Origin of the sequence: Pseudomonas sp. NGC7 (assembly GCF_047159675.1) — a bacterium.
Taxonomy (GTDB): domain Bacteria; phylum Pseudomonadota; class Gammaproteobacteria; order Pseudomonadales; family Pseudomonadaceae; genus Aquipseudomonas; species Aquipseudomonas kermanshahensis.
Genome location: NZ_BAAFZY010000001.1, coordinates 2,473,543 through 2,486,425, shown reverse-complemented (window position 1 = coordinate 2,486,425; position 12,883 = coordinate 2,473,543). Strand labels below are relative to the sequence as shown.

Here is a 12,883-nt window from a genome sequence, read left to right as displayed (position 1 = left end):
CGATGCGCTCTCTTACCCTCCATCTGAAAGTCCTGATCACCGTCCTGGTGCTGCTGGGCGTGGCGGTCACCGCTTATCAGATCTTCTTCCTCGGCATCCCGGTGACCGAAGACGAAACCGACGACCTGTGGAATATCGACGCCAAGGTCGAGTTCGTGGCCAGCACCAAGGACCCGGTCAAGGTGCAGATGTTCGTGCCGCCACTGAACCGCGACTACGTCAGCCTCAACGAGAGCTTCATCTCCAACAACTATGGGGTGAGCGTCAACCGTGCCGACGGCAACCGCAAGGTGACCTGGTCGGCACGCCGCGCCAGCGGCAACCAGACGCTCTACTACCGCCTGGTGCTGACCAAGCGCTACAGCAACGAAAAGACCACCATCAAGGGCCCGACCTTCCGTGACAGCCTGGCAGTCGACGGCCCCGAGAAGATCGCTGCCGAAGCCCTGATGGCGCCTATCCGCCAGCATTCGGCCGACGTCGAAACCTTCGTCAGCGAGACCATCAAGCGGGTCAACAACCTCAACGACGACAACGTCAAGCTGCTGCTGGCCGGCGACACCTCGGCCATGAAGAAGGCCCAGGTCATCGACCTGCTGTTGTCCATCGCCCACGTGCCGATGGAAAAGGTCCACACCATCCGCCTGGTCGCCGACACCCCGCAGACCCCAGAGCTGTGGCTGCGCAGCTTCAACGGCAACGACTGGCTGTACTTTAACCCGGACACCGGCGAGCAGGGCCTGCCCAACGACCGCCTGCTGTGGTGGACCGGTGATGACAACCTGATCACCGTCGATGGCGGCAAGAAAGCCAACGTCACCTTCAGCATGAACAACAGCGAGATGAATGCCATCCGCCTGGCCAAGCTGACCGACGAGAACACCGACGCCGACTTCCTCGAGTACTCGCTGTACGGCCTGCCGCTGCAGACCCAGCAGACCTTCATGATCATGGTGATGATCCCAATCGGCGTGCTGGTGATCCTGGTGCTGCGCAACCTGATCGGCCTGCAGACCCTGGGTACCTTCACCCCGGTCCTGATCGCCCTGGCCTTCCGCGAAACCCAACTGGGCTTCGGGATCGTGTTGTTCACGGTGATCACGGCGCTGGGCCTGTCACTGCGCTCGTACCTCGAACACCTCAAGCTGCAGATGCTGCCACGCCTGTCGGTGGTGCTGACCTTCGTGGTGGTGCTGATCGCCGCCATCAGCCTGTTCAGCCACAAGCTGGGCCTGGAGCGCGGGTTGTCGGTGGCGCTGTTCCCGATGGTGATCCTGACCATGACCATCGAACGCCTGTCGATCACCTGGGAAGAGCGCGGCGGTGGCCATGCCATGAAAGTGGCCATCGGCACCCTGTTCGCAGCGTCCGTCGCGCACCTGCTGATGATGGTGCCGGAGCTGGTGTACTTCGTCTTCACCTTCCCGGCGGTGCTGCTGATTCTGGTGGGCTTCATGCTGGCGATGGGTCGCTACCGCGGCTACCGCCTGACCGAGCTCGTTCGCTTCAAGGCGTTCCTGAAGAAGGCTGATGCCTGATGTTCGGACTGATCAAGACCTGGAAAGCCCTGGAGGCCCGGGGCATCATGGGTATCAACCGGCGCAACGCGGACTATGTCCTGAAGTACAACAAGCGCCACCTGTACCCGATCGTCGACGACAAAATCATCACCAAAGAGCGCGCGCTCGCGGCCGGCATTCATGTGCCGGAAATGTACGGCGTCATCGAGACCGAGAAAGAGATCGAGAAGCTCGATGAAATCATCGGCGGGCGCAGTGACTTCGTCATCAAACCGGCGCAAGGCGCCGGCGGTGACGGCATCCTGGTGATCGCCGACCGCTTCGAGGACCGCTACCGCACGGTGTCGGGCAAGATCATCAGCCACGAGGAAATCGAGCACCAGATCTCGAGCATCCTTACCGGCCTGTACTCGCTGGGTGGTCACCGCGACCGGGCGCTGATCGAGTACCGGGTCACGCCGGACCAGATCTTCAAGAGCATCAGCTACGAAGGCGTGCCGGACATCCGCATCATCGTGCTGATGGGCTACCCGGTCATGGCCATGCTGCGCCTGCCGACCCGCCAGTCCGGCGGCAAGGCCAACCTGCACCAGGGCGCCATCGGCGTAGGTGTCGACCTGGCCACGGGGGTGACCCTGCGCGGCACCTGGCTGAACAACATCATCAGCAAGCACCCGGACACCACCAACGCCGTGGACGGCGTGCAACTGCCGAACTGGGACGGCTTCATGAAGCTTGCGGCTGGCTGCTACGAGCTGTGCGGCCTGGGCTACATCGGTGTGGACATGGTGCTGGACCAGGAAAAGGGCCCACTGATTCTGGAACTCAACGCCCGCCCAGGCCTGAACATCCAGATTGCCAACGACTGCGGGCTGACCCAGCGCACCCACGCCATCGAGGCGCACATCGAGGCGCTGGCCAAGGACGGTGTGACCGAGGATGCCGAACAGCGCGTTCGTGTCTCGCAAGGGCTGTTCGGGCACGTGCATCCGCGCTGAGTCAGTAACGACGGGGCCCGCTTCGCGAGCCATTCGCGGGGCAAGCCCGCTCCCACAGCTTGAGCGCAACACCGTATTGTGGGAGCGGGCTTGACCCGCGAATGGGCTGCAAAGCAGCCCTCGGCTTCAACACAACGTTTGAATGTCGTTCCAGCGCTAGGCGCATTTCCTACACAGGTCTACAATCGCCCTCCTCGCTTTTACATCGCCGTCCACACTGATGCCGACCTGTACGCTCCACCCCCTGCCCTACCAGCCTGACCCTGCCGCCTATTTCGCCCGCCTGCGCCAGGCGCCCGGCGCGATTCTGCTCGACAGTGCCCGCCCCGGTGCCGAACGCGGCCGCTTCGACTTGCTCAGCGCCTGGCCCGTGCAACACCTACAAGCCTACGCAGACGAGGACGGCCGCGCCTTCCTGCAACGGCTGCGCGCAGGGCTGGCGCAACTGGGCCACGCCGACTTGCCGGTTGGGGTGGAACTGCCGTTTGCCGGCGGCCTGATCGGCTACCTCAGCTACGACTTCGGCCGGCGCCTGGAAAACCTGCCCAGCCTGGCCGTCGATGATCTCGGCCTGCCCGATGCACAACTTGGCCTTTACCGCTGGGCATTGGTGACCGACCACACGCTGGCAACCAGCCAGCTGGTGTTCCACCCGAGCCTGGCAAGCGCTGAGCGCGAGCGCCTGATTGCCCTGTTCGAAGCCCCCGATTGTGCTGCAACTGGCGATTTCCACCTGCTGGCCAATATGACCGGCGACTTGAAGCCCGAGCACTACCAAGCAGCGTTCGACCAGGTGCAACGCTACATTCAGGCCGGCGATTGCTACCAGATCAACCTGACACAACGCTTCCGCGCACCGTGCCAGGGCGACCCGTGGCGCGCCTATCAGGCGCTGCGCAAAGCGTGCCCGACGCCATTCTCCGGTTACCAGCAACTGGCCGATGGCAGCGCACTGCTGAGCTTCTCGCCGGAGCGGTTCATTTGCGTCAGCCAAGGGCTGGTCGAGACTCGCCCGATCAAGGGTACCCGGCCACGCTCTAGCAACCCCGACCAGGACACCCGCAACGCCGAAGAGCTGCTGAACAGCCCCAAAGACCGCTCGGAAAACCTGATGATCGTCGACCTGCTGCGCAACGACCTGGGCCGTACCTGCCAGATCGGCTCGGTCAAGGTGCCCGAGTTGTTCAGCCTGGAAAGCTACCCCAACGTTCACCACCTGGTCAGCAGCATCACCGGGCAATTGGCCACCGACAAGGACCCACTCGACCTGATCGGCGACAGCTTCCCCGGCGGCTCGATCACCGGGGCGCCGAAGATCCGCGCCATGCAGATCATCGACGAACTGGAGCCCAGCCGCCGTGCACTGTATTGCGGCTCGTTGCTGTACGTGGATGTGCGCGGCGAGATGGACAGCTCCATCGCCATCCGCAGTGTGCTGATCAAGGACGGCCAAGCCAGTTGCTGGGGCGGCGGCGCAGTGGTGGCGGACTCCGACTGGGCGTCGGAATACGAAGAATCGATTGCCAAGGTGCGGGTGCTGATGGAGACCTTGCAACAGCTCTGATTCGGTGCCACAAGGCCTTTATGCCAGGCGTCTAACCCAGCATTTTTTTGTTACCATCACCTCATTACGAGCGCACAGCGCCACAGCCAAGATGGAAACCGCCTGATGAGCCAACCCTTCGACGTCGCCGCCCTCGCCGCGACCTATGCCAACAAGTCACCACAAGACATCCTGAAACTCGCCTTCGAGCATTTCGGCGACGACTTGTGGATCTCCTTCAGCGGCGCCGAGGATGTGGTGCTGGTCGACATGGCCTGGAAGCTGAACAAACAGGTCAAGGTCTTCAGCCTCGACACTGGCCGCCTGCACCCGGAGACCTACCGCTTCATCGACCAGGTCCGTGAGCACTATGACTTGCCGATCGAAATCCTCAGCCCGGATCGCAGCAAGCTCGATCCGTTCGTCAAGGAAAAGGGCCTGTTCAGCTTCTACAAGGACGGCCACGGCGAGTGCTGCGGCATCCGCAAGATCGAACCCCTGCGCCGCAAACTGGCCACGGTAAGCGCCTGGGCCACCGGCCAGCGACGCGACCAGAGCCCTGGCACGCGTAGCCAGGTGGCGGCACTGGAGATCGACAGCGCCTTCTCTACCCCCGAGCGCACCCTGTACAAGTTCAACCCGCTGGCACAGATGAGCAGCGAAGAAGTGTGGGGCTACATCCGCATGCTCGAGCTGCCCTACAACAGCCTGCACGAGCGCGGCTTCATCAGCATTGGCTGCGAACCGTGCACACGCCCGGTGCTGCCGAACCAGCACGAGCGCGAGGGCCGCTGGTGGTGGGAAGAGTCGACCCAGAAGGAATGCGGCCTGCACGCCGGCAACCTGATCAGCAAGGGCTAATCGACAGGTAAAGAAAAACCGGCCCACTGGGCCGGTTTTTTCATGCTCGAACGGCTTAGTGCACCGGCAGCTCGACGCCTTCGAACAGCTCTTCAAGCTCTTGCTTGTTATGGCACTGGATGGCTTTGGCCATCACTTCGCGGGTCAGGTGCGGGGCGAACTTCTCGATGAAGTCGCACATGAAGCCGCGCAGGAAAGTGCCACGGCGGAAGCCGATCTTGGTGATGCTGGCCTCGAACAGTTCGCTGGCATCCAGGGCCACCAGGTCGCTGTCGAGCTTGGTGTCAACGGCCATCTTGGCCACGATGCCCACACCCAGCCCAAGGCGCACGTATGTCTTGATCACGTCGGCGTCGGCGGCGGTGAACACCACTTTCGGCGTCAGGCCGCGATGGTTAAAGGCTTCGTCCAGCTTGGAACGGCCGGTAAACCCGAAGACGTAAGTGACGATCGGGTATTCGGCAACGGCTTCCAGGGTCAGCTTCGGCAGCTTGGCCAGCGGGTGCCCCTGCGGAACCACCACGCAGCGGTTCCACTTGTAGCACGGCATCATGATCAGGTCGCCGAACAACTCCAGCGCCTCGGTGGCGATGGCGAAGTCGACAGTGCCATCAGCGGCCATCTCGGCAATTTGCATCGGCGAGCCCTGGTGCATGTGCAGGGCCACTTCCGGGTACTGCTTGATGAAGCTGCTGATCACCGGCGGCAGCGCGTAGCGGGCCTGGGTGTGGGTGGTGGCGATGGACAGGGTGCCCTTCTTCTCGTTGGAGAATTCCTGGGCGATCTGCTTGATGCTCTCGACCTTGCGCAGGATTTCGCCAGCGGTATTGATGATGCGCTCACCTGCCGGCGTGACGCGGGTCAGGTGCTTGCCGCTGCGGGCAAAGACTTCAACGCCCAGCTCATCTTCGAGCAAACGGATCTGCTTGCTGATACCTGGCTGGGAGGTATACAGGCTCTGCGCCGTCGCGGAGACGTTGAGGTCGTGGTGCGCCACTTCCCAGATGTAGCGCAGTTGTTGAAGCTTCATAGGTTTCCCTCGGTTCAGCGGTGAGTCAGCGGCAGCAGGCAGCGACGATATATAACTATATTAGTGGTTCTGGAAATAAATCTAGAACTATTTTGTTACACGCGCCCCAGTAATAGCCTACAGCCAGCTTCACGTTTTCCTACGTCCCAGGTGCTGTGCAAGCGGCACCATATACACCGGCACAGGCGACAACTGCAGCAACCGCACCGCCGTTCGCCCCAGCGGCACATCAACGCCCGCACCGGCACTGTGGCTTCCGAAAATCAGCAAATCGACGCTCAAGCGCTGCGCCTGGTCGAGTATGACCTGGGCAGGGTCACCCTGGCGCACACGCACCGCCTTGATGACCGCAAGGTCCGCCTCCTCGCCCAGTTCATCGCGAAAATTTTCCAGCACGCGCTGTTCGATATTGGCCATGACCGTGTTGACGCCCTGGCTGTGCAACTGGTCAAGCGTCTGCTCATCGAGATAGCTTTGCAGCAGCGACTCGGCGAACTGGCCCATGGGCTCCACGGCGTGAATCACATACAACTCCGCATTGAACGTGCGCGCCAATGCCAGGGCGTGCTGCATGACAAAAGGGGCGTAGACACCGAGGTCGGTGGCGTACAGCATGGAGCGGATCATTCGACCTCCTCGACTGCCGCTGCGGCAGAGCAAGTTTCAGCTTAGCAGCGCGCCGCACGCACGCTTTGCCGTCCGGCGTGCTGCTGGCGCGGGCCGCAGGAGGCGTCAGATGGGGCGTGTATCGCGGCTGATGAACGACAGCGCCTGGTACAGCATCTCCATGCGCGGCAAGCTGCAGCCCGCCGCCCGTGCGCGCGCCAGCGGCTCGCCATAAATGGCCTGAAGCTCCAGCGGGCGCTGCTGGGCATGGTCGTGGTACATGCTTGGCCAGTAGTCGGGCATCCGTTCGGTGACCTGGAACAGATGCTCGGCATACCCCTCGGGCAGCTCATGGCCACACGCTGCAGCGCCTTGCACCACCTCGTCCATCAACGCCTGGATCAGCGCCCGGCTATGCGGGTCGGCCATCAGCGGCGTGGTGCTGGCGCCGAGCAACACCGAAAGCCCGTTATACGGCACGTTCCACACCAGCTTCTGCCAACGGGCCTGGCTCAGGTTGTCCATGGCCTGCGAATCGATACCCGCCGCCTGGAACAGCCCTGCCCCCTCCTTGACCAGCGCAGCACCACCCTCGCTTGCCGGCCCACTGTGATAGCCCAGGTTGACCGCACCCAGCGCCTGATGGCGGATCACACCCGGGGCCTGGCGATTGACGCAAATGAAGCACAGGCCGCCGAGCAGGTGCATGTCGTCGCGCAATGCCGGGCGCAGTTGCTCCTCCACACCCAGGCCATTCTGCAGCAGCACCACGCGTGCGTCAGGTGCAGCGGCCTGCACGATCAGCGGCGCCAGCTGGTGGTTGCTGGTGGCCTTGGCACCCACCAGCAGCCAGTCGCATTGCGGCATGTCGGCAACATTGGCATACGCCTGAACCTGCATCTGCAACGGGCCATGCACGGCACTTTCAAGCACCAGCCCCTGGTCGCGCACCACCTGGTATTCGCTGCGCAGCAGGAAGTGCACGTCGAAACCGGCCCGCGCCAGCATCAACCCATAAAAGCCGCCAATGGCACCACTGCCGATGATCCCAATACGTGGTTTGCGCGGATGCATGCCGATCTCCAGGTAAATGTCAGTGCGCTTTTTTACACCCGTTCCGGCCCGCTGGGCACCCCAATCGCACAACAGCGCCGCCAGCACGGGAAAATCCCTGCCCTGACAGGCCAAAGCCCATTGTCGCGCCACCTGTAACGCGCTAAGGTTCGGCTCCCCGCTGCGAACATTCTTGCTGCTGGGCCGCACGGGGATTGCTGGCGGCCGGCACCCGTGACCTGACGAGTAACACGATGGCTGATTTACCGATCGACGACTTAAACGTTGCCTCCAACGAGACCCTGATCACGCCCGATCAGCTCAAGAAGGAAATCCCCCTCAGCGCCACGGCCCTGCAGACCGTGACTGCCGGCCGCCAAGTGGTGCGCGATATTCTCGACGGCAAGGACCATCGCCTGTTCGTCGTGGTCGGCCCCTGCTCCATCCACGACATCAAGGCTGCCCACGAGTACGCCGAACGCCTGAAGGTATTGGCTGCGGAAGTGTCCGACACCCTCTATCTGGTCATGCGCGTGTACTTCGAGAAGCCGCGCACCACCGTAGGCTGGAAAGGCCTGATCAACGATCCGTACCTGGATGACTCGTTCAAGATCCAGGACGGCCTGCACATCGGCCGCCAACTGCTGCTGGACCTGGCTGAAATGGGCCTGCCGACCGCTACCGAAGCGCTCGACCCGATCTCCCCGCAGTACCTGCAGGACCTGATCAGCTGGTCGGCCATCGGCGCCCGCACCACCGAATCCCAGACCCACCGCGAAATGGCCTCGGGCCTGTCTTCGGCGGTCGGCTTCAAGAACGGCACCGATGGCGGCCTGACCGTTGCGATCAACGCCCTGCAGTCAGTGTCCAAACCGCACCGCTTCCTTGGCATCAACCAGGAAGGCGGCGTCTCCATCGTCACCACCAAGGGCAACCCTTACGGTCACGTGGTGCTGCGCGGCGGCAATGGCAAGCCCAATTATGACTCGGTCAGCGTCGCCTTGTGCGAACAGGACCTGGCCAAGGCCAAGATCAAGGCCAACATCATGGTCGACTGCAGCCACGCCAACTCCAACAAGGACCCGGCCCTGCAGCCACTGGTGATGGAAAACGTCGCCAACCAAATCCTCGAAGGTAACCAGTCGATCATCGGCCTGATGGTCGAGAGCCACCTGAACTGGGGCTGCCAGTCGATTCCGAAAGACCTGAACGAACTGCAATACGGTGTTTCGGTGACCGACGCCTGCATTGACTGGGCTGCGACTGAGAAGACCTTGCGCAGCATGCACGCCAAGCTCAAGGATGTACTGCCGCAGCGCCAGCGCGGCTGACAAAAAAAGGGCCGCTAAGCGGCCCTTTTTTTATAGGTTCAGACTTTGCTCGAGTGACGCTGCTGGCGTTCCATGTAGCGTTCTACATAAGAGCACGACGGAATCACCGTGTACCCCATCTGCTCGGCATACTCCAGGGCCCGCTCGGTCAGCGCTGCGGCAATGCCACGCCCGCGCAGGGCGTTAGGCACGAAGGTGCGATAGATGTCCAGCGTCTGCTTGCCCAGATCCATGTACGTCAGATAGGCACGATGACCGTCCACGTTGGTCTCGAACTGATGACCGGCCTGGTCATGGTGGATGGTCAGCGCTTCGCTCATCACTACTCCTCGCAGGTCTTCTCGGCAGACCCATACCTTAACCGATGGTGGTTTATCCGGCACAGAATCCTCTACGCCACCTGTTGCCCCTTGGACCACAGGACGATTGCAATCGTTCTACCCTCGGGCATTCACAAGATAGTAGGCGCGGCAAGCAGGATTGCTCAAGGTGGCAATGGTTAAAAACGGCAAAAAACGTCGCTAATGGACTCTTCCCGTTACGCCAACAGCAGCCGGATGTTGTAGGGCTTAAGACGCTGAACGACAGACAAAGTCACCGTTAGTTCAACAAAAAAGTTCCCGTAGTACAGACGGTTGCGGCCCCTGTACGTTTTTTTCACAAACGCGTCGCAAATCTTGTCGGCGTGACCTGGAGCAACATTTTTTTTGCAGTTCTTGCGCTCAGTCAGTTTACTTACTACAAGTAATGGGTACTATGTACGCCGGCCAGTTTCTCTTTTCCGAGAGATGGCTCTTTAATAGAAAGTCCTTGAAGGGGAACACGATGAACAACGTTCTGAAATTCTCTGCTCTGGCTCTGGCCGCAGTTCTGGCTACCGGTTGCAGCAGCGTATCCAAAGAAACCGAAGCTCGTCTGACTGCGACTGAAGACGCAGCAGCTCGCGCTCAAGCTCGTGCAGACGAAGCCTACCGTAAGGCTGACGACGCACTGGCAGCCGCTCAGAAGGCTCAGCAAACCGCTGACGAAGCCAATGAGCGCGCTCTGCGTATGCTGGACAAAGCCAGCCGCAAGTAATAGTCCTCACGGATTGTTATGAAGCCGACCCACTTGTGGGTCGGCTTTTTTATTGCCGCGCAACACGCAGTGCACAAACGAAAAGGCCTGCACTAAGGCAGGCCCTGGGCAGGTCGCGAACGCTTACTGCAGTTCAGGCGGGATGCTCGAAACCATCGGCGCCGCGCCCTGATTATCGACCGGCACGGCAATTTCGACGGGCATGCCATCTTCAGCGGCAACCACGTCACGCACCATGTCCCAGTTCATCCGCAGGTTGTTCGCCAGGTCTTCACGCTTGAGCAATGCATTGATAACCGCAGTGTGCTTATCCACCACCGACGGATTACCTTGATCGTCCAGCGGAGTGTGCGCTTCGAGGTAGACCTTGCCAGCACTGATACCGAACTTGTAAGGCTCGTTGATGATGCGCACCGGAGTACCTACCGGCACCATCTTCGACAGCTCGACCACGTTGTTGTTGAGCATGCGGAAGCAACCGTGGCTGGTGCGCATGCCGATGCCAAACTTCTTGTTCGAACCATGAATCAGGTAACCCGGTACACCCAGGGTGAACTTGAACGGGCCCAGCGGATTGTCCGGCCCGGCAGGCACCACGGTCGGCAGGATGTCGCCGTCGGCGGCGTGCTCGGCGCGAATCGAAGCGGGCGGGGTCCAGGTCGGGTTCGGGGTCTTGGCGGTGATCTTGGTGTTGGCGATCGGCGACCCCCAACCTTCACGACCAATGCCCAGCGGGAAGGTGTACACCACGCTCTGCCCTTTCGGGTAGTAGTACAGACGGTACTCGGCCAGGTTGATGACGACGCCTTCGCGCGGCCCCGGCGGCAGCACATAGCGGGTCGGCAGGATAATTTCGGTACCGGCACCCGGCAACCAAGGGTCGACGCCCGGGTTGGCGGCGATCATTTCCAGGTAGCCAAGGTCGTTGGCAGTGCCGATGTCGGCGAAGGTGTCTTCGTACTTTGCCTTGATCACCTGCACCTGGCCGACAATGTCTTCACCGGGGGGTGGCAATGGCAGCTCCAGCGCAGCAGCGGGGCCCGCTACCAGCAGGGCGGCCAGGGACAGGCTACGGGTGACGGCAGGAAAGCGCGGCAACATCCGGTAAATCCTTCGAAAGGTGGGTCAAGAGAATCGATTGTACACCCGCACCGATGCAAGCGGGAGGCATTGGCGTCACGCAAGCGTTTCAGATGATGAAAGGTGTGTCAGGTTTGGCATCAAAGCTGCGGCCACACCGGGCGCATGCCGCGCCGCTGGGCGTCGAGAATGGCGCGGCAGAGTGCGCACAGGCGGTCATCGCGGTAGATCGACCGTTGCACGCCGGACCAGCGCGGCTGCGCGGGCAGCAAACTGCCGCACAAGGTACGGTCGACCGGCACGCCCAGCTCAAGCTGGCGGGCCGCCAAGTGGACGCGGATTTCCTGGCAGGCAAACAGGTCGAGCTGTTCGTCAGGCTCGATCAGTTGGTAGGCATAAAGGGACCAGGCAGGGCGCGGCATCGGGGGCTCTCGAAACGGGGGGCGCAACCTTAGCCGAAAGCCGGCCCCGTTTAAAGCGTCACAGCAAGGGTTTTATCGCCGGCCAGGCATTTTCCAGCAGGCGCTGCTGGGCACCTTGCGCAGGATGGATGCCATCAGCTTGCATCAGCGCCGGCACACCGCCCACACCCTCCAGGAAAAACGGCACCAACGGCACCTGTTTTTCCGCAGCCAACTGTTCATACACCTGGGCAAACGCCGTGGTGTAACGCACACCATAGTTGGGCGGCAGGCGCATCCCCAACAGCAGCACCTTGGCACCTGCTTGCCGAGCGCTCTCGATCATCGAAGCAAGATTTTGTTGCAATTGCTGCGGCGGCTGCCCGCGCAGCCCGTCATTGCCACCCAGCTCCAGCACCACCACCGCCGGCTTGTGCGCTGCAAGCAGCGCCGGCAGCCGCGCCTGGCCTCCTGCACTGGTGTCGCCGCTGATCGACGCGTTGACCACCTGATCATCGAAACCTTCGTCCTTGAGCCGGGTCTGCAACAAAGAGACCCACCCCTGGCGGCTATCCAGGCCAAAACCGGCGCTGATACTATCGCCAACCACCAGCACCGTTCCCGCCGTGGCGCTCTGGGCAAGGCAACACAAGGCCAGACCGGCACTCAACCACCACATTCGCATTGGATTCTCCATGGGCCCCAGCATTCTCGTTGCGCAGAACCTTAGCAAAGTGGTCCCCAGCGCGGAAGGCGATCTGACCATCCTCCACGCCCTCTCCCTCGATCTCGCCCAAGGCGACAGCCTGGCCATCGTCGGTGCTTCGGGTTCTGGCAAGTCGACGTTGCTCGGCTTGCTCGCCGGCCTCGACCAGCCCAGCGCCGGCAAGGTCATCCTCGCCGGCCATGACCTGGGCCCACTGGACGAAGACCAGCGCGCCCGTGTGCGCGCCGAGCATGTCGGCTTCGTATTCCAGTCATTCCAGTTGCTGGACAGCCTCAACGCCTTGGAGAACGTCATGCTACCCCTGGAGTTGGACGGCCGCCGTGATGCCCGCGAACACGCGCGCACCTTGCTCGAACGGGTTGGCCTGGGCAAGCGCCTGAGCCACACGCCGCGCCAGCTGTCCGGTGGCGAGCAACAACGGGTAGCAATTGCCCGCGCTTTCGCGGCACAACCTGCCGTGCTGTTCGCCGACGAGCCCACCGGCAACCTCGACAGCCACACCGGCGAGCGCATCAGCGACCTGCTGTTCGAATTGAACAAGGAGCGCGGCACCACCTTGGTACTGGTCACCCATGACGAACGCCTGGCCAAACGCTGCCGGCGCCTTATCCGCCTGGACGCCGGCCGCCTGGTGGCCCCGGTAGAGGTCTGAGCCC

Annotated in this window: 14 protein-coding genes; 7 read left to right on the top strand and 7 right to left on the bottom strand. The window is 61.9% G+C overall.

Annotation, left to right across the window (positions count from 1 at the left end):
• The first annotated feature begins 2 nt into the window (after positions 1-2).
• The 4 genes from ACMCNM_RS11390 to ACMCNM_RS11375 all read left to right on the top strand — a co-directional run bounded on the left by ACMCNM_RS11390 (position 3) and on the right by ACMCNM_RS11375 (position 4,922).
• Entirely contained in the window at positions 3-1,538 is a 1,536-nt protein-coding gene (locus ACMCNM_RS11390) for an inactive transglutaminase family protein (protein WP_027593924.1), read from the top strand.
• Positions 1,538-2,518: an alpha-L-glutamate ligase-like protein gene (locus ACMCNM_RS11385; protein WP_027593925.1), complete on the top strand. Its 981-nt coding sequence runs from the start codon at positions 1,538-1,540 to the stop codon at positions 2,516-2,518. Before ACMCNM_RS11390 ends, ACMCNM_RS11385 begins: the two co-directional genes overlap by 1 nt.
• A 220-nt stretch (positions 2,519-2,738) precedes the next feature.
• The gene (pabB, locus tag ACMCNM_RS11380; RefSeq protein WP_412764362.1) at positions 2,739-4,082 is read left to right on the top strand and encodes an aminodeoxychorismate synthase component I; all 1,344 of its coding nucleotides are present in this window, start codon (positions 2,739-2,741) and stop codon (positions 4,080-4,082) included.
• Positions 4,083-4,187: 105 nt separating this feature from the next.
• Positions 4,188-4,922 carry a phosphoadenylyl-sulfate reductase gene (locus tag ACMCNM_RS11375; protein WP_186678962.1) on the top strand — a complete coding sequence of 245 codons (735 nt, stop codon included), beginning with the start codon at positions 4,188-4,190 and terminating at the stop codon, positions 4,920-4,922.
• 55 nt (positions 4,923-4,977) lie between these two features.
• On the opposite strand, the gene cysB is transcribed toward ACMCNM_RS11375, so the two are convergent.
• From cysB to ACMCNM_RS11360, 3 genes are all read right to left on the bottom strand, one after another.
• Entirely contained in the window at positions 4,978-5,952 is a 975-nt protein-coding gene (gene cysB / locus ACMCNM_RS11370) for an HTH-type transcriptional regulator CysB (RefSeq protein ID WP_176507456.1), read from the bottom strand.
• Positions 5,953-6,081: 129 nt separating this feature from the next.
• The gene (locus tag ACMCNM_RS11365; RefSeq protein WP_027593929.1) at positions 6,082-6,579 is read right to left on the bottom strand and encodes a universal stress protein; all 498 of its coding nucleotides are present in this window, start codon (positions 6,577-6,579) and stop codon (positions 6,082-6,084) included.
• Between the two features lie 105 nt (positions 6,580-6,684).
• Positions 6,685-7,632, bottom strand: a complete 948-nt coding sequence (locus ACMCNM_RS11360) for a putative 2-dehydropantoate 2-reductase (protein ID WP_412764361.1) — start codon at positions 7,630-7,632, stop codon at positions 6,685-6,687.
• A 233-nt stretch (positions 7,633-7,865) separates the two neighbouring features.
• Here ACMCNM_RS11360 and ACMCNM_RS11355 point away from each other — a divergent pair, with 233 nt between their 5' ends.
• Positions 7,866-8,942, top strand: a complete 1,077-nt coding sequence (locus tag ACMCNM_RS11355; RefSeq protein ID WP_027593931.1) for a 3-deoxy-7-phosphoheptulonate synthase — start codon at positions 7,866-7,868, stop codon at positions 8,940-8,942.
• A 38-nt stretch (positions 8,943-8,980) separates the two neighbouring features.
• On the opposite strand, the gene ACMCNM_RS11350 is transcribed toward ACMCNM_RS11355, so the two are convergent.
• Positions 8,981-9,262 carry a GNAT family N-acetyltransferase gene (locus tag ACMCNM_RS11350; protein ID WP_025338432.1) on the bottom strand — a complete coding sequence of 94 codons (282 nt, stop codon included), beginning with the start codon at positions 9,260-9,262 and terminating at the stop codon, positions 8,981-8,983.
• A 505-nt stretch (positions 9,263-9,767) separates the two neighbouring features.
• Between ACMCNM_RS11350 and oprI the strand changes: the two genes are divergently transcribed.
• The gene (oprI, locus tag ACMCNM_RS11345; RefSeq protein ID WP_003259780.1) at positions 9,768-10,019 is read left to right on the top strand and encodes an outer membrane lipoprotei OprI; all 252 of its coding nucleotides are present in this window, start codon (positions 9,768-9,770) and stop codon (positions 10,017-10,019) included.
• A gap of 123 nt (positions 10,020-10,142) precedes the next feature.
• Here oprI and ACMCNM_RS11340 read toward each other — a convergent pair whose 3' ends face one another.
• The 3 genes from ACMCNM_RS11340 to ACMCNM_RS11330 form a co-directional block, all read right to left on the bottom strand.
• Complete coding sequence (locus ACMCNM_RS11340) at positions 10,143-11,120, bottom strand: L,D-transpeptidase family protein (protein WP_186678978.1); 978 nt, start codon at positions 11,118-11,120, stop codon at positions 10,143-10,145.
• A 119-nt stretch (positions 11,121-11,239) separates the two neighbouring features.
• Complete coding sequence (locus tag ACMCNM_RS11335; RefSeq protein WP_186678979.1) at positions 11,240-11,521, bottom strand: hypothetical protein; 282 nt, start codon at positions 11,519-11,521, stop codon at positions 11,240-11,242.
• 58 nt (positions 11,522-11,579) lie between these two features.
• A complete protein-coding gene (locus tag ACMCNM_RS11330; protein ID WP_027593934.1) occupies positions 11,580-12,185 on the bottom strand; it encodes an arylesterase in 606 nt (201 codons plus the stop codon).
• Positions 12,186-12,195: 10 nt separating this feature from the next.
• Here ACMCNM_RS11330 and ACMCNM_RS11325 point away from each other — a divergent pair, with 10 nt between their 5' ends.
• Entirely contained in the window at positions 12,196-12,879 is a 684-nt protein-coding gene (locus tag ACMCNM_RS11325) for an ABC transporter ATP-binding protein (protein ID WP_412764360.1), read from the top strand.
• Positions 12,880-12,883: the final 4 nt, after the last annotated feature.